The 15,198-nt window shown below is 72.4% G+C and carries 17 protein-coding genes; 7 read left to right on the top strand and 10 right to left on the bottom strand.

Going from position 1 to position 15,198, the window contains the following annotated elements; all coding sequences use genetic code 11:
* The first annotated feature begins 35 nt into the window (after positions 1 to 35).
* Both QOL15_RS04525 and QOL15_RS04520 read left to right on the top strand, forming a co-directional pair.
* Positions 36 to 812 (top strand): isocitrate lyase/phosphoenolpyruvate mutase family protein, encoded by a 777-nt coding sequence (locus tag QOL15_RS04525; protein WP_071248376.1) that lies wholly within the window; start codon positions 36 to 38, stop codon positions 810 to 812.
* A gap of 312 nt (positions 813 to 1,124) precedes the next feature.
* On the top strand, positions 1,125 to 1,421 hold the full coding sequence (locus QOL15_RS04520) for a hypothetical protein (RefSeq protein WP_139197538.1): 297 nt from the start codon (positions 1,125 to 1,127) through the stop codon (positions 1,419 to 1,421).
* A gap of 110 nt (positions 1,422 to 1,531) precedes the next feature.
* Here QOL15_RS04520 and QOL15_RS04515 read toward each other — a convergent pair whose 3' ends face one another.
* The 3 genes from QOL15_RS04515 to QOL15_RS04505 all read right to left on the bottom strand — a co-directional run bounded on the left by QOL15_RS04515 (position 1,532) and on the right by QOL15_RS04505 (position 2,929).
* Positions 1,532 to 1,870 (bottom strand): hypothetical protein, encoded by a 339-nt coding sequence (locus QOL15_RS04515; RefSeq protein ID WP_071248370.1) that lies wholly within the window; start codon positions 1,868 to 1,870, stop codon positions 1,532 to 1,534.
* Positions 1,871 to 1,968: 98 nt separating this feature from the next.
* On the bottom strand, positions 1,969 to 2,430 hold the full coding sequence (locus QOL15_RS04510; protein ID WP_071248367.1) for a phage tail protein: 462 nt from the start codon (positions 2,428 to 2,430) through the stop codon (positions 1,969 to 1,971).
* 145 nt (positions 2,431 to 2,575) lie between these two features.
* Complete coding sequence (locus tag QOL15_RS04505; RefSeq protein ID WP_065959728.1) at positions 2,576 to 2,929, bottom strand: hypothetical protein; 354 nt, start codon at positions 2,927 to 2,929, stop codon at positions 2,576 to 2,578.
* A gap of 129 nt (positions 2,930 to 3,058) precedes the next feature.
* Here QOL15_RS04505 and QOL15_RS04500 point away from each other — a divergent pair, with 129 nt between their 5' ends.
* Complete coding sequence (locus tag QOL15_RS04500; RefSeq protein ID WP_071248361.1) at positions 3,059 to 3,694, top strand: TetR family transcriptional regulator C-terminal domain-containing protein; 636 nt, start codon at positions 3,059 to 3,061, stop codon at positions 3,692 to 3,694.
* A gap of 111 nt (positions 3,695 to 3,805) precedes the next feature.
* Here the strand turns inward: QOL15_RS04500 and ychF are convergent, their stop codons facing one another.
* Both ychF and QOL15_RS04490 read right to left on the bottom strand, forming a co-directional pair.
* Positions 3,806 to 4,879, bottom strand: coding sequence for a redox-regulated ATPase YchF (gene ychF / locus QOL15_RS04495; RefSeq protein WP_065959732.1), 1,074 nt, complete (start codon positions 4,877 to 4,879; stop codon positions 3,806 to 3,808).
* Between the two features lie 61 nt (positions 4,880 to 4,940).
* On the bottom strand, positions 4,941 to 5,480 hold the full coding sequence (locus QOL15_RS04490; RefSeq protein ID WP_071248358.1) for a hypothetical protein: 540 nt from the start codon (positions 5,478 to 5,480) through the stop codon (positions 4,941 to 4,943).
* 80 nt (positions 5,481 to 5,560) lie between these two features.
* Between QOL15_RS04490 and QOL15_RS04485 the strand changes: the two genes are divergently transcribed.
* Positions 5,561 to 6,214, top strand: coding sequence for an exonuclease domain-containing protein (locus QOL15_RS04485; protein ID WP_083394053.1), 654 nt, complete (start codon positions 5,561 to 5,563; stop codon positions 6,212 to 6,214).
* Between the two features lie 140 nt (positions 6,215 to 6,354).
* Here QOL15_RS04485 and QOL15_RS04480 read toward each other — a convergent pair whose 3' ends face one another.
* Both QOL15_RS04480 and QOL15_RS04475 read right to left on the bottom strand, forming a co-directional pair.
* Positions 6,355 to 7,413 carry an Ig-like domain-containing protein gene (locus QOL15_RS04480; protein WP_305405438.1) on the bottom strand — a complete coding sequence of 353 codons (1,059 nt, stop codon included), beginning with the start codon at positions 7,411 to 7,413 and terminating at the stop codon, positions 6,355 to 6,357.
* Positions 7,414 to 7,529: 116 nt separating this feature from the next.
* Positions 7,530 to 7,934: a tautomerase family protein gene (locus QOL15_RS04475; RefSeq protein WP_071248353.1), complete on the bottom strand. Its 405-nt coding sequence runs from the start codon at positions 7,932 to 7,934 to the stop codon at positions 7,530 to 7,532.
* A 212-nt stretch (positions 7,935 to 8,146) separates the two neighbouring features.
* On the opposite strand from QOL15_RS04475, the gene QOL15_RS04470 reads away from it, so the two are divergent.
* Positions 8,147 to 9,409: a DNA recombination protein RmuC gene (locus tag QOL15_RS04470; protein ID WP_071248350.1), complete on the top strand. Its 1,263-nt coding sequence runs from the start codon at positions 8,147 to 8,149 to the stop codon at positions 9,407 to 9,409.
* A 435-nt stretch (positions 9,410 to 9,844) separates the two neighbouring features.
* Here QOL15_RS04470 and glpX read toward each other — a convergent pair whose 3' ends face one another.
* Positions 9,845 to 10,834, bottom strand: a complete 990-nt coding sequence (glpX, locus tag QOL15_RS04465; protein WP_083230403.1) for a class II fructose-bisphosphatase — start codon at positions 10,832 to 10,834, stop codon at positions 9,845 to 9,847.
* 156 nt (positions 10,835 to 10,990) lie between these two features.
* Between glpX and fbaA the strand changes: the two genes are divergently transcribed.
* Both fbaA and QOL15_RS04455 read left to right on the top strand, forming a co-directional pair.
* Entirely contained in the window at positions 10,991 to 12,019 is a 1,029-nt protein-coding gene (fbaA, locus tag QOL15_RS04460) for a class II fructose-bisphosphate aldolase (protein ID WP_065964681.1), read from the top strand.
* Positions 12,020 to 12,114: 95 nt separating this feature from the next.
* A complete protein-coding gene (locus QOL15_RS04455; protein WP_071245533.1) occupies positions 12,115 to 13,374 on the top strand; it encodes a M18 family aminopeptidase in 1,260 nt (419 codons plus the stop codon).
* 38 nt (positions 13,375 to 13,412) lie between these two features.
* Here QOL15_RS04455 and QOL15_RS04450 read toward each other — a convergent pair whose 3' ends face one another.
* Positions 13,413 to 14,132, bottom strand: coding sequence for a DUF6264 family protein (locus QOL15_RS04450; RefSeq protein WP_071245530.1), 720 nt, complete (start codon positions 14,130 to 14,132; stop codon positions 13,413 to 13,415).
* Positions 14,129 to 15,193, bottom strand: a complete 1,065-nt coding sequence (locus QOL15_RS04445; RefSeq protein ID WP_071245527.1) for a 4-hydroxy-3-methylbut-2-enyl diphosphate reductase — start codon at positions 15,191 to 15,193, stop codon at positions 14,129 to 14,131. The genes QOL15_RS04450 and QOL15_RS04445 overlap by 4 nt, the downstream gene beginning before the upstream one ends.
* Between the last annotated feature and the right edge of the window lie 5 nt (positions 15,194 to 15,198).

The raw sequence follows: 15,198 nt of genomic DNA, 5'->3' as shown, positions 1-15,198 counted from the left end.
TCCGCAGGGCCGCGCGTCGGCCTACTCTCGGCTGCATGACCACGAGCACCGCCGACAAGGCGACCACCCTCCAGCAGCTGCACGAGGCCCCCGAGATCCTCCGCGTCGTGAACGTGTGGGACGCGATCAGCGCCAAGGTCGTCAGCGACCTGCCGCACACGAAGGCGATCGCGACCGCCGGGCACTCGATCGCAGCGTCGCACGGCTACGAGGACGGCGGCATGCCCCTCGACGTCGCCCTGGCCGGGGCAGCGACCGTCGTCGCGGCGACCGACCTGCCCGTCACCGCCGACCTCGACGACGGCTACGAGGACCCGGCCGAGACGATCCGGCGTGCCATCGCCGCGGGCGTCGTCGGTGCGAACGTCGAGGACCGCCTGCGTCCCTTCGACGAGGCCGTCGCCCGGGTCGCTGCGATCACCGCCGCAGCCGAGGCCGAGGGCATCGCCTTCCAGCTCAACGCCCGCACCGACGCGATCGCGCGCGGTGGCGACCGCCCCATCGACGAGAGCATCGAGGACGCCATCGCCCGCGGCAGGGCGTTCCTCGACAACGGCGCCGCCCTCGTGTTCGTCCCGGGCGCGATCCAGCGCGACGTGGTCGAGCGACTCGTCGACGGGCTCGGGCGCGGCAAGCTCTCCGTGATCGGCCTGCCCGGTGCCCTGCCCGCCGCCGAGTACGAGGCGCTGGGCGTCGCCCGCATCTCCTACGGGCCGCTGACGCAGCGCGTCGCCCTGCGTGCGCTGCGCGACCTGGCGACCGACCTGTACGGCGACGGCGTCGTGCCGGAGGACACCCCGGTCCTGAACTGAACCCCGTGCCGGACGGGAGGCGCGGGGTACAGCCGCACCGCGCCTCCCGTGCGGACACTGGACGTCGAGCGCGACCTCGCGTACAGTGTCTCGTTGGTGCACTGCAGCGAACCCATCTGACTCGCGCACACCGACCGTCTCGCAACCGGCCCACCTGGGCCGCATTCCCTCGAGACCACCGCTCGATCCGAACGGACGAGCTGCACGTCGAGACACGACGTGCGCGCCCGCACCCGATGCGTCGCGCCGGACTGGGACGTCCGCGCCGACACCGGGCAGCACGGGCGCCGAACGACCAGGAAGTACCGCACCATGAACACCATCACCACGAACACCCGCATCACCATCACGGGGACCGCACTCGCCGCCCCCGTCGTCTCCCCCGACCGCATCGCCGAGTTCCCGGTGCGCGACGACCGCTCGCAGCGCGAGTACCTCGTCCGCATCCCCGCCGACGACCTGCGCACCTTCGTCACCCGTGACGCCCGTGTGGACGTCGACGGCGAGTCCGGCTGGACCGTGCCGGGCCGCTCCTGGCGGGGCGAGGCGAGCCGGACCATCCTGCTCGCCGGGTCCGTCCGCGCCGGCGAACTCGCCCTCGCAGCCTGATCGGCTGAGCGGTCGGTCGCCTGACCGACCCACCGCCACCACCACGAACGCCGCCGGCACGACGCCGGCGGCGTTCGTCGTTCCCGTCCGGGAACTGTCGGGACCTCTGGTCAGCCGGTCGGCTGGTCGTCCGCTCCGCGGAAGTGCTCCCGCTCGTCGGCGTTCACCGGCCGCTCCGGCCCCGCGCGGCGAGCGGCGTCCCGGAGTCGTCGGATGAACGCCGGATCCTCCGGTTCGAGTTCGTCGTCCGGCGCCACCGTCACCGTCAGCTCGCTCGACGGGCCGACCAGCAGCAGCGTCCGCGTCACGGTCCCGTCGTCACCGACCGACGGCACCGAGATCGCGTCGGTCCGGCCGTTCGCACCGAGCGCTGCCGCGTAGTCGACGACCGCGTCGGCGATCAGGTCCCCCGTCAGGATCAGGGTGGCGTCGTAGTGGATGTACTTCACGTGCCCTCCCGCAGTTCGTGCCACTGACGGTAGGTGCCGGGCGCCGAGTCGCCGTCCGGGCTCTGCGTTCTGCGGCCAGCCGGCCGCACGACGGACGGTCAGTACTCGCCCTTGATGACGAAGTAGGACCCGCGGATCGTGCCGGCGAGCTTCGACCGCTGCCGCGCGAACTTGAAGGCGCCGAGCTCGTCGGGCACCTCCATCCCGTCGGACAGCTTGAAGCCCACCGCGCGCTTGCCGCCCGGTTCGATGGCCCACAGCACGTTGACGGACAACCCGGACTCGTGGAACACGTACGTCCAGCGCACCCCGTCGACCTCGAACTGGGTCGCCTCGAGCACAGGGGACGCGACGACGATGCCCCGCTCCTCGCGCAGGATCGTCGCGACGTACTCGACGAGCTCCGGGACCTCGGCTGCGGGCTGCGTGGTGAACGTGAGGTCGTACTTGTTCCGGAAGTACCGGGCCTCGTTCGCGCGGAGCCCGGCGAGCGCCTCCGCGACCGGGGAGGACTCGAGACCCTCGGTGGAGACGGTGACGAAGTCGACGACGTGCGGCATGGGTGGCTCCTGTCGGAACGGCGGGTACCGGCGATGTCGTGACGCCTGCGCCTCTGGTGCGCCACACCGTACCGGATCAGCGGTTCGTCGTCAGCCCTCCGTCACCCGCGCTGCCGACCGAGTGGACCGGTGCGTCGAACGGTCCTCAGACCTGCGGCGGGTCGGTCCGCAGGCGGCGGGCCTCGGGCTCGTCCGAGTGTGACGACGCGGCGTCGGCGAAGCGGCCGCCGCCGACCGCGGTCGTCCGGCGGGCGAGCTCGTTGACGAGGTCCTCGTCCTCCGGCTCCAGCTCGTCGTCGGGAGCGTCCTCGACCATGATCTGCGATGCGGGCCCGAGGAGCATCTCCGCGGTCACGCCGTAGCCCTCGGCATCCGCGGTCGGGACCTCGACGATGTCCGTCGTCCCGTTCTCCCCCAGCGCTGCCGCGTAGGCGAGCACCGCCTCGGCGATCGCCGTTCCGGTCATCACACGGTTCTCGCCGTACACCACGTACTTCATGGGAACCACTCAACGCCCGCGCTCACCGTCTCCCTCAGGTTCGAGCCGCCAAAGGGTACGGACTGCGCGTATCGGCGGTTCCCAGTACTGGGGGTGTCCGCCCGGACCCGCACCGAGTGGACTGGACCCATGCAACCGCTCGCGACCGTCGACACGTCCTCCCTGCTCCGGGTCGAGGTGGTCGCCGCGATGATCCGTGTCCTCCGGGTCCGCGCGCTCCACGAGGTCACCTACGAGCACGTCGCCACCGAGTCGGGCCAGCCGCTCGACGTCGTCCACGATGTCTTCCCCACCTGGGACGGGCTCCTCCTCGCCACCATCGACCAGTGGAACGCCGAACGTTCCAACGGCCTGATGCCGGTCGCCGAGCGCAGCGGCGCCGTCGTCTTCCTGCGCGCGATCGTCAGTGCGAACGTCGCCGACCCGTCGCTCATGCGCTTCCTGACCTCGACGCTCAACATCGCCGCGACACCGCACCACCCGCTCGCGCCGATGCTGCACGCGCGGTGGCGTCGGTTCCACGCCTTCGTGCAGCACGCCCTCGAGCACGACGTCGAGATCGGCCGCGAGCCGGGGACGATGGAGCCCGCACGCGGCGCCGAACAGCTGCTCGCGACGTACGAGGGACTGCAGCTGCAGTCGATGGTGCGGCCGGAGATGGACCTGCTCGAGTCGTTCGACCGCGCGGTCACCCGACTCCGCGAGGGGTGGACGCGGTCGTACGTGCCGCCGGTGTGGGACCTCGCCGAGGCCGACGCGGTCTGACTTCCGGTCAGCGGCCCGAGCCGCGTCCGGTCGCGGCGGCCGGCGGGCGAGCCGACACCGATCATCGCCGTCGCTCGACGCCGCCCGGTCCGGCGATGTCGACTGCGACGATCAGTTGTTGAAGCGGAACTCCACCACGTCGCCGTCCTGCATGACGTAGTCCTTGCCCTCGATGCGCGCCTTGCCCGCGGCACGCGCCTCGGCGATCGAGCCGGTCGCCATCAGGTCGTCGAACGAGATGACCTCGGCCTTGATGAAGCCCTTCTCGAAGTCGGTGTGGATGACGCCAGCGGCCTGCGGAGCCTTCCAGCCCTTGCCGATCGTCCACGCACGCGCTTCCTTCGGCCCGGCCGTCAGGTAGGTCTGCAGCCCGAGGGTGTCGAAGCCGATGCGCGCGAGCTGGTCGAGGCCGGACTCGGTCTGGCCGGTCGACTCGAGCAGCTCTGCGGCGTCGGCGGGGTCGAGGTCGATGAGCTCGGACTCGACCTGCGCGTCGAGGAACACGGCCTGGGCCGGAGCCACGAGGGCCGCGAGCTCGGCCTTGCGTGATGCGTCGGTGAGGATCGCCTCGTCGACGTTGAAGACGAAGATGAACGGCTTGGCCGACAGCAGCCCGAGCTCGGCGATCGGCGACAGGTCGATCGAGGTCGCGGACAGCAGGGTGCCCTGCTCGAGCGCAGCCCGTGCCTCGCGAGCGGTCTCGAGCACGACGGGCTCGGCCTGCTTGAGCTTGAGCATCTTCTCGTAGCGCGGGAGCGCCTTGTCGATGGTCTCCATGTCGGCGAGGATCAGCTCGGTGTTGATGACCTCGAGGTCGTCCTTCGGGGAGACCTTGTTCGCGACGTGCACGACGTCGTCGTCGGTGAACCCGCGGACGACCTGGGCGATGGCGTCGGCCTCACGGATGTTCGCGAGGAACTTGTTGCCGAGTCCCTCCCCCTCGCTCGCACCCTTGACGATGCCGGCGATGTCGACGAACGACACCGGAGCGGGCACGGTCTTCTCGGACCCGAAGAGCGTCGCGAGCTGGTCGAGCCGCGGGTCGGGCAGGTTCACCACGCCGACGTTCGGTTCGATCGTTGCGAACGGGTAGTTCGCGGCGAGGACCTGGTTCTTGGTGAGGGCGTTGAACAGGGTCGACTTGCCGACGTTCGGGAGACCGACGATTCCGATGGTGAGAGCCACGGGACGACAGCCTACCGGCGGCGGCCCGCCGGGGCCGACCCGTGCCTCCCGTCCGACGCCGTCAGCGCGACAGCGCTGCGGTCCGCCGCTCCACCAGTCCCAGGACGTCGGCCTGGAGGCGCTGCGAACGTCGCCAGTCGCCGGTCACCTCGAGCGCGTGGTCGGCTCCCTCGACGGTGTGCAGTTCAGCACGCGTCGTCCCGACCGCGTGCGGCGTCCACAGCGCGTCGGCGGAGCCGCCGACGGCGATCGAGCCCGCTCCGGCCGCGGCGAGCGCCGCTGCCACCGCCGGGTCGGTGAGCACCGGCGTGAGCCACACGCCGTCGACCGTGTGCCGGACGGCCCACGGCAGCGCGAACGAGCCGAACGACTTAGCCACGACGAGGTCGGGACGGCGGCCGTCGAGCGCGCGCTCCACCTGACCCTCGACGAACGCGACCGGGTCCACCTTCGCCGCGGCGTCGATCGTCCAGGCCGGCGCGACGACCTCGGCACCGTGCTGCTCGGCGATCGACCGTGTCCACCACAGGAGCGGCGCCTGCTGGCCGTACCCGGCTCCGGGCAGGACGAGGACGAGGGGGCGTTCGGCGCGCGTGGTCACCTCCGCACGCTACCGGCGCCCAGCCGCAACGCCGAGGTCGCGCGCGGACGATGTCGGGACCCCGTGCGACGATCGGGGCCGTGCCGTTGAACTTCACCGCGATCGACTTCGAGACCGCCAACAGCTCGCCCGCCAGCGCCTGCTCCGTGGGGCTGGTCAAGGTGCGCGGGGGTCGCGTCGTCGACCGAGCGTCCTGGTTCATCCAGCCGCCGGTCGGGCACGACGCCTTCCTCGAGTGGAACACGCGCATCCACGGCATCGTCGCCGAGGACGTCGTGGGCGCCAAGGGCTGGGCCGAGCAGTACCGCGACATCGTGGCCTTCGCCGAGGGCGACGTCCTGGTCGCGCACAACGCCCGGTTCGACATGGGCGTGATCGCGGGCGGCTGCTCGGCGACCGGGACCGAGCTGTCCGAGCACCACTCGCTGTGCTCGCTGGCGGTCGCGCGCAAGACCTACACGCTCGACTCGTACCGGCTCCCGATGGCGGCACGGGCCGCGGGGTACGAGGGCTTCCAGCACCACGACGCCGCCGCCGACGCCGAGGCCTGCGCGGCGATCGTCGTGCACGCCGCGGGGCAGCACCGGTGCGACACGGTCGAGGCGCTCGGTGCGGCCACCCGGGTGCACATCTCGCCGGTCCGACCGCGCGCGGAGCAGCCGACGCCGGCGGGCCAGCCGCGGCCGGCGCGGCAGCCGAGGCTGTCGAACCGGCCGATGATCTTCGCGGACTGATCCGCGGGCGGCGCGGGGCACGCGACCCGCGCGGTGCGGTCCGCTGTCGTGCGTCGACGACGGACGGGAGGCGCGGTGCCAGCCGGCACCGCGCCTCCCGACCGTCGTTGCGTTCGACGCTGCGTCCGTCGGGGTGACGGTCAGCGCCCGGGGATCGTGATCGTGAAGCGCTCGTCGAAGTACATGTACTTCACGACGAGCTTCCGGACCGACGCCGGGATGTTGCGCAGGGTCGTGGCCTTGCCCTCGGGCGTGCCGACGATGTTCGCGTAGCCGTTGCCCTCCTCGTCGCCGATGAGGAAGCGGGTCTCCGGGGACGTCGCCGTGAGCGTGATGGAGCCGTCCGCCGCCACGTCGGTGACGCGGACGGGCGAGTCAGCTGCCTGCTCGCCCTCACCCTGACCCGCGCCGGGCTCCGGGATCGGGGTGAAGCCCGGGTCGACGTTGCCGTCCGACGGCTGCGCCACCACCGGCTCCGGCGCGGCGCCCGGCCCCGGCGTGAAGCCCGGGTCGACGTTGCCGTCCGACGGCTGCGCCACCACCGGCTCCGGCGCGGCAGCATCCCCGGTCACGGTCACCGTGGCCCAGCCGCTCCAGTTCCAGGGCGTGCCCGCGCGCACGAGGACACGCTCGCCGGCCTTCGTCCGCGGGACCACCACGGAGAAGTGCCCGTCGGCGTCCGCGGTGCCGATCTGCAGCGCGGCGCCGAGCTCGGACCGCGCCTGGACCGTGTTGCCGGGGGCGGTGGTCCCGGTCACGACCGCGTTGCCCTCCGAGGCCTCGGCACGCAGGTCGGTCGGCTTCGCTGCGGCGACGTGCACCGTGATCGTGCCCCAGCGCTGCTCGGTGCCGTCCTGGACCGTGACCGCGGTGATGTCGTGCTGCCCGCGGCCGAGCGCCTCGGCCGGGGCGCAGCCGACCGACTGCTGGGTCGGTGCAGCGACCTCGCACAGCGTCTTCTGGCCCTCGACGAACCGGATCGTGGTGGCGGCGGCCGCCCACCCGAGGATGAACGGGCGGTCCGACTCGGCGGCGTAGACGTACTTGTGGTCGACGTAGTCGAAGGGCTTCTGGCCGTCGACGGACTGGATGATCGCCGTCGGGTGGTCAGCCGCCGACGCGACGGACGGGACGAGGGCGCCTCCGGCGGCGACGAGGCCGACCGCCACGACGGCGGTGGTCTTGGTGATGCGCGGCATCAGGATCCTTCCTGCCCGTGTGGGTGGAGCACGTCGCTCCGCCACCCCACAGGACCTGCAACATCCTGGATGTCGTGTATGAAAGACCCTCGAACGCGATGCCTTCAGCGTCCGACTCAGGCCGACGGCACCGCCAGTTCCCCGGTCTGGTACTGCGCCCGCCCGAACCCGAAGGACCAGTCCTCGGGACCGTTCTCGACGTACCCGATGAAGACGTCCTCGGAGGCGACGCCGACCGCGACGAGTCGCTCGTGCACCGCGGCGTACAGGGCTGACTTGGCCTCCGCGCTCCGGCCGCGCTGCGTGAAGACCTGCACCATCACGACGCCCTCGGTGCGCTCGAAGCCGAGGCCGGCGTCCTCGGCGATGATCTGCTGCGCCGGGTGCTCCGTGACGATCTGGAACCGGTCGCGGGGCGGGATGCCGTACTGGTCGACGATCGCGGCGTGGATCGCGTCGGCGACGGCGCGGACCTGCTCCGGGGTGCGGCCGGTGGTGAGGTCGATACGGACGAGCGGCATGACGAGTCTCCTGCGGGTGGGTGCGTGGCGGGGTCGGGATGCGCGCTGCTCACGACCGGGCGGCGGACGGGAGGCGCGGTGCCAGCCTGCTCCGCGCCTCCCGTCCGGCACACGGTGCGTCCCCAGGACCGCACCCCGGTCCGTCACCGACGGGTCGGCGCGTCCCGCGTGCCGGGAGGCGCGGTGTCGGTGGGCTCTGCCAGGGTCGCGTCATGCAGATCCTCGCGTTGGTCATCGGTCTCGTCCTCGGCATCGCCGTCGGAGCGGTCGTGGCCTTCGCGCTGGCCCGCTCGCGGGCCGGCGTCGACGCCGCCGCCGCGCACGCCACCGCGGACGCGCTGCGCGCCCAGCTCGCCACGGTCCGGTCCGACAGCGAGGAACGCCTCGACGCGCAGGACGCGCAGTACCGCCGGCAGGTCGACTCGCTCGAACGTCGGGCGGCCGAGTTGGAGCACCTCGTGCAGCGCATGCACGGCGCCGACGCGGCCCGCAAGCAGGACGAGTCGAAGGTGCTCTCGGCCCTCAGCCCGGTGGCGCAGACGCTCGACGTGATGCGCGCGAAGATCGCCGAGCTCGAGCAGTCCCGGAGCGAGCAGTACGGCGCCCTGTCCGCACAGCTGCGGTCGGCGGCAGAGTCCGAGGAACGCCTGCGCGCGACCGCCGACACCCTCGCGAGCGCGCTGTCGTCGAACAGCACCCGCGGCGTCTGGGGCGAGACGCAGCTGCGCAACGTCGTCGAGGCCGCCGGCCTGCTCGAACGCGTCGACTTCGACGTGCAGTCGTCGGTCACCACCACCGCGGGCGCGGCCCGTCCGGACATGGTCGTGCACCTGCCCGGCGGCAAGACGATCGCCGTCGACGCCAAGGTCCCGTTCAGCGCCTACCTGCAGGCGGCGGAGATCCCGGCGACCGCGGGCGGGGCCGAGGGGGCGCGACGAGACCAACTCGTCGCCCAGCACGTCAAGGCGCTCCGGGCGCACGTCGACGCCCTCGCCGCGCGCGAGTACTGGTCGGGGTACGACGCCTCCCCCGAGCTGACGATCGCCTTCATCCCCTCGGAGTCGCTCGTCTCCAGCGCCCTGTCCGCCGATCCGGGGCTGCTCGACCACGCGTTCCGGAAGCGGATCGCGCTGGCGTCGCCCGTCACACTGTGGTCGGTGCTGAAGACCGTCGCGTTCTCGTGGCAGCAGGACGTCGTCACCGCCGAGGCCCGTGAGCTGTTCCGCGTGTCGCGGGAGCTGCACGGCCGGCTGTCCACGATGGCCGCGCACGTCGACAAGCTCGGGCGTTCGATCCGCGGCAGCGTGGTCGACTACAACCGGTTCGTGGGGTCGCTCGAGCGCCAGGTGCTGCCGAGCGCCCGGCGACTGTCGCTGCTCGACGAGTCGAAGGTGATCGCGGACCCGGCCGCCGTCGAGGACGAGCCGCGGCTGCTCACGGCGCCGGAGCTCGTCGGCGCCCTCGACGAGGACTGACCCCGGGGCGCTGCGCCGCACGCCCGCCGCGGGCGGACCGCCCGGGCGTGCGGCGGGCGCGACCGCCCGGTCGCCGCGGGTGGCCGCCGGTCGGCACGGTCCCGGCGCGACGTGCTCGCGCACAACGGAAAGCAGCTCGCACCACGTCACTTCGCGGCGCGAGGTGCTTCCGCTTGTGCGGGGCGCCGCGCGGCTGCGCCGCGGGCCGCGCCGCAGGCCGCGCGGTCCGCCGGCCGCCGCGGCCGGCGAGCTGCCGCAGGCGGGCTCGGCGCGTCCCGGCGCGACGTGCTCGCGCACAACGGAAAGCAGCTCGCACCACGTGATCACGTGGTGCGAGCTGCTTTCCGTTGTGCGGAGCGCGGAGCGACCTTGCGGCCGCCCGCGGCCGGCGGCAGGCCGCGCCGGCGGCCGGCCAGCCGGCCGCGCCTCAGCGGATCAGAACCACTTCTCGGCGCGGTGGTCCGCCTGGATGCGACGGATCGTGTTCGAGCGGGAGCGCAGCACGAGCGAGTCCGTGTGGATGACGCCACGCGAGCGACGGACCCCGTCGACGAGGACGCCGTCGGTGACACCGGTCGCGACGAAGAACGTGTTGTCGCCCGTCACCAGGTCGTCCTGGTCGAGGACCTTGTCGAGGTCGTGGCCCGCGGCGAGTGCACGCTCGCGCTCCTCGTCGTCCTTCGGCTGGAGCTTGCCGAGGATCACGCCGCCGAGCGCCTTGATCGCGCACGCGGTGATGATGCCCTCGGGCGTGCCGCCGACGCCGACGCACATGTCGATCTTCGAGCCGGGCAGCGCCGCCGAGATGCCGCCGGCGACGTCGCCGTCGAGCAGCAGCCGGGTGCCCGCGCCGGTCGCACGGATCGCGCGGATGAGCTCGTCGTGACGGGGACGGTCGAGGACGGCGATCTGCATGTCCTCGATGTCCTTGTGCTTCGCCTTGGCGAGCGCACGGATGTTCTCACCGATCGGCTTCTCGAGGTCGAGGACACCACGACCCTCGGGGCCCGCGGCGATCTTGTCCATGTAGAACACGGCCGACGGGTCGTACATCGAACCGCGGTCGGAGACGGCCATCACCGAGATGGCGTTCTGGCGGCCGGCAGCGGTCAGCGAGGTGCCGTCGATCGGGTCCACCGCGATGTCGCAGGACGGGCCGTGGCCGTTGCCGACGTGCTCGCCGTTGTAGAGCATCGGGGCGTTGTCCTTCTCGCCCTCACCGATGACGACGACGCCGTCGAAGTTGACGGTGCCGAGGAACTTGCGCATCGCGTCGACCGCGGCGCCGTCGGCGAGGTTCTTCTCGCCCCGACCCACCCACGGCTGTGCACGGATCGCAGCGGCCTCCGTCGCACGCACGAGCTCGAGCGCCAGGTTGCGGTCGGGCTGGAGGAACAGGGAGCCGGTCTCAGTCGTGGGAGTCACGACCAGAGCCTACCGACCGGTGGCCACCCGGGGCCGCGCAGGCGGCGGTCGTGAACGCATGTGCACGACCACCGCAGGCGGTCTGCGGAACGGGCACCGCGCCTCCAGTCCGCCTGACTAGGCTCGGACGGGAACCACACGTCGAAGGAGATCGCAGTGCCCATCGCAACGCCTGATCAGTACGCCGAGATGCTCGAACGAGCGAAGGCCGGCAAGTTCGCCTACCCCGCGGTGAACGTGTCCTCCTCACAGACGATCAACGCGGTCCTCCAGGGCCTGCAGGAGGCCGGCTCGGACGGCATCATCCAGGTCACCACCGGTGGTGCTGACTACTTCGCCGGCCACACCGTGAAGAACCGCGCGGCGGGTGCCCTCGCGATGGCGCGCTTCGCCCACGAGGTCGCGAAGAACTACGACATCACGGTCGCCCTGCACACCGACCACTGCCCGAAGGACGCCCTCGACGGCTTCGTCCTCCCCCTCATCGCCGCGAGCGAGGAGGAGGTCCGCCAGGGCCGCAACCCGATCTTCCAGTCGCACATGTGGGACGGCTCGGCCGTGCCGCTCGACGAGAACATCGAGATCGCCCGGACGATGATCCAGAAGACCCGCAACATCAACGCCATCCTCGAGGTCGAGATCGGCGTCGTGGGCGGCGAGGAGGACGGCGTCCAGCACGAGGGCACGAACGACGCGCTCTACACGACCCCGAACGACGTCGAGAAGGTCGTCGACGCGCTCGGCCTCGGCGACCAGGGCCGCTGGATCGCCGCGCTCACCTTCGGCAACGTGCACGGCGTGTACAAGCCCGGCAACGTCAAGCTCCGTCCCGAGCTCCTCGGCGAGATCCAGGCTGCCGTCGCGCAGAAGCACGGTACCGGCGAGAACCCGCTCGACCTCGTCTTCCACGGCGGTTCCGGCTCGACCGACGACGAGATCCACGAGGCCGTGCGCAACGGCGTCATCAAGATGAACATCGACACGGACACGCAGTACGCGTTCACGCGGTCGATCGCCGACTCGATGTTCCGCAACTACGAGGGCGTCCTCAAGGTCGACGGCGAGGTCGGCAACAAGAAGCAGTACGACCCGCGCGCCTGGGGCAAGGTCGCCGAGACCGCCATGGCGGCGCGCGTCGGCGAGGCCGCGAAGGTCCTCGGCTCGGCCGGCCACACCAAGGGCTGATCCTCCGGACACCAGCCGGGAGGAACGGGGCGCGTCCGACGGACGCGCCCCGTTCCGCGTCCGGTCACCCCCACGGCCCGTGCCACGATGGGCGGGTGACCTCCGACGCCATCGCCTCCGCATTCGCCCAGTACGTCACCGAGTCCCCCACCGCGTTCCACGCGGCGGCGGTCGCCCGTGACCAGCTCGTCGCAGCGGGGTTCACCGAGCTGTCCGAGCTCGACGCCTGGCCCACCGAGCCCGGCGCCTACGTCGTCGTCCGGGACGGCGCGGTGATCGCCTGGCGCCTGCCGGAGTCCGGGACCGCGACGACGCCGTTCCGCATCCTCGGCGCGCACACCGACTCCCCCGGCTTCCGGATCAAGCCGAACCCGACCGTGCGGGTCGGCGGCTGGGAGCAGCTCAACGTCGAGGTCTACGGCGGCGCACTGCTGTCGACGTGGTTCGACCGCGACCTGCGCATCGCCGGCCGGGTCGTCGACGCCGACGGCTCGGTGCGGCTCGTGGCGACCGACGCCGTCGCCCGGATCCCGAACCTCGCGATCCACCTCGACCGCGGGGTGAACGACGGCAAGGAGATCGACCGGCAGCGGCACGTCCTGCCGGTCGTCGGCACGGACGGCACCACGGGCGGCACCGACGTGCTCGGGTGGCTGCGCGGCCGGCTCGGCGAGACCGCGGTGTCGTGGGACCTGTTCCTCGCGGACACCCAGGCGCCGGCGCGGATCGGGATCGGGCACGAGTTCCTCGCGTCGGGGCGCATGGACAACCTGACGAGCGTGCACGCCGGTCTGCGCGGGATCGTCGAGGCCCCGGCCGACGGCGACCACGTGCCGGTCTTCGCCGCGTTCGACCACGAGGAGATCGGGTCCTCGACGCCGTCCGGCGCGGGCGGACCGTTCCTCGAGGACGTGCTCGGTCGCGTGCAGGAGGGGCTCGGCGCGACCCGGTCCGAGGCCGCGCGGGCGTTCCGTGCCTCGTGGCTGCTGTCGAGCGACGCCGGGCACCTCGTGCACCCGAACCAGTCCGAGAAGCACGACCCGACGAACCGACCCCGGCCCGGCGGTGGTCCGCTCCTGAAGATCAGCGCGAACCAGCGCTACATGACCGAGGCGAAGGGCGAGGCCGTGTGGGCCGCCGCGTGTGACACGGCCGGAGTGCCGTGGCAGCCGTTCGTCAACGTGAACACGATCCCGGGCGGCTCGACCATCGGCCCGATCGCGGCGACGCGGCTCGGCATCCCGACGATCGACATCGGCGTCGGCCTGCTGTCGATGCACTCGGTCCGCGAGCTCGTGCACGTCGACGACCTCGCGGCGCTGCACGGCGCGGTCGCCGCCTTCCTCGCCGGGTAGCGTTCCGGGCCGGCTCGGCGTCGTCGAGCCGGTCGGGGTCAGCCGCCGGAGTGCTGCAGCACGGCCTGCAGGAAGCGGGGGTCCCGCAGCACCACGGCGATGAACGCCGCCACGCTGATCGCGGTCGCGACGACCCCGCCGAGCAAGGGCACCCAGAAGGTCCACCGGCGGGCCCGCAGGCGTCGCGCCGACCACCACGCGACCAGGGCGAACACGACCACGTTGCCGATCGCGCCGACGACGGCCGCCGTGGAGAGCGCCGCCGGGTCCGAGAAGGTCGTGTACTGCCGCTCGAAGGTCTCGCGGACCGAGGAGGCCACCTGCGAGACGGCGAGCGCCTGCACGGTCGAGAACAGTCCCGTCGCGAGCAGGCCGACCGTCACGACGAAGTCGAGCGGCGTCGCGCCGTAGCGGTTGCCCGCGCCCGGTGCGCCCTCCGTCGCAGCGGCGCGTCCCTCGGGCCGAGCAGCGGTCCCCGCTCCTGGCCGCCGGGTCGAGGCGGAGGACCCGGTCGTCTGCGCACCTGCGGCCGCGGCACGCTCGCGCTCGTCGCGGCGCTCCTGCTCGACGAGGACCGGGTTCACCCAGCCCTCAGGCGCGTACTCGCCGTACCCGGGTGCCGGCGTGCCGTGCACCCGGCCGTCCGCGCGACCGGCGGCCGACGTGGCGGAGGCGGGGCGTGCCTCCCGGCCGAGGGCCGTCTCGTCGACGTGACCCGGCTCGCGTTCCGGAGCCGCCGACCACTCCCCGCCGCTCACCGGCGACGCCCGCCGAGCGAGCGCGTCGGGTTGCCCGACGCGTCGGTGCGGAGCTCCTTCGGGAGCGAGAACATGAGGTCCTCGTGCGCGGTGACGACCTCCTCGACGGCGCCGTAGCCGGCGTCCGCGAGCTGCTCGAGCACCTCGGTGACCAGCTCCTCGGGCACCGACGCGCCGCTCGTGACTCCGACCGTGGCGACGCCGTCGAGCCACTCCTGACGGATCTCCTCGGCGTAGTCGACGCGGTGCGCGGCCGCGGCGCCGTACTCGAGGGCGACGTCGACGAGCCGGACGCTGTTCGAGGAGTTCGCGGACCCCACCACGATCACGAGGTCGGCGGCGGGCGCGACCTTCTTCACTGCGACCTGGCGGTTCTGCGTCGCGTAGCAGATGTCGTCCGAGGGCGGGTCCTCGATCGTGGGGAACCGCTGCCGCAGCCGGCGGACGGTCTCCATCGTCTCGTCGACGCTCAGGGTGGTCTGGGACAGCCAGACGAGGTTGTCGGGGTCCGGCACCTCGAGCGTGGCGACGTCCTCCGGCCCGTTGACCAGGATCGTCCGCTCGGGGGCGTGGCCCATCGTGCCCTCGACCTCCTCGTGTCCGGCGTGGCCGATCAGGACGATCGTGCGCTCGGCCTTCGCGAAGCGCGTGGCCTCGCGGTGGACCTTCGTGACGAGGGGGCACGTGGCGTCGATGGCGTGCAGGTCGCGCTCGGCGGCACCGGCGACGACGGCGGGCGAGACCCCGTGCGCGCTGAAGACGACGTGGGCGCCGCGCGGGACCTCGGTGACGTCGTCGACGAAGACGGCTCCGCGCTGCTCGAGCGTCGACACGACGTGCACGTTGTGGACGATCTGCTTGCGGACGTAGACGGGCTCGCCGTACTGCTCGAGGGCCTTCTCGACGGCCACCACCGCACGGTCGACGCCGGCGCAGTAGCCGCGGGGAGCGGCGAGCAGCACCTTCTTGGTGCCGGCGACGGGTTCGTCCCGCAGTCGACCGCGCGCTGCGTGCACCCGCGGCGGGGCGAGCGGGACCGTGCGGCCGTTGGTGATCGTCACGCCCT

It is taken from the genome of Curtobacterium sp. MCBA15_012 (assembly GCF_001864935.2).
In the GTDB taxonomy this organism is placed as follows: Bacteria; Actinomycetota; Actinomycetes; order Actinomycetales; family Microbacteriaceae; genus Curtobacterium.
The sequence above is the reverse complement of the archived record's forward strand: the minus strand, read 5'-3'. Positions and strand labels throughout refer to the sequence as shown.

What these genes read in the sequence shown, in the direction of transcription:
- QOL15_RS04525 (WP_071248376.1), top strand. Translation starts at nt 36, where the DNA reads ATGACCACGAGCACCGCCGACAAGGCGACCACCCTCCAGCAGCTGCAC.
- QOL15_RS04520 (WP_139197538.1), top strand. Translation starts at nt 1,125, where the DNA reads ATGAACACCATCACCACGAACACCCGCATCACCATCACGGGGACCGCA.
- QOL15_RS04510 (WP_071248367.1), bottom strand. Translation starts at nt 2,430, where the DNA reads ATGCCGCACGTCGTCGACTTCGTCACCGTCTCCACCGAGGGTCTCGAG.
- QOL15_RS04505 (WP_065959728.1), bottom strand. Translation starts at nt 2,929, where the DNA reads ATGAAGTACGTGGTGTACGGCGAGAACCGTGTGATGACCGGAACGGCG.
- QOL15_RS04500 (WP_071248361.1), top strand. Translation starts at nt 3,059, where the DNA reads ATGCAACCGCTCGCGACCGTCGACACGTCCTCCCTGCTCCGGGTCGAG.
- QOL15_RS04480 (WP_305405438.1), bottom strand. Translation starts at nt 7,413, where the DNA reads ATGCCGCGCATCACCAAGACCACCGCCGTCGTGGCGGTCGGCCTCGTC.
- QOL15_RS04475 (WP_071248353.1), bottom strand. Translation starts at nt 7,934, where the DNA reads ATGCCGCTCGTCCGTATCGACCTCACCACCGGCCGCACCCCGGAGCAG.
- QOL15_RS04470 (WP_071248350.1), top strand. Translation starts at nt 8,147, where the DNA reads ATGCAGATCCTCGCGTTGGTCATCGGTCTCGTCCTCGGCATCGCCGTC.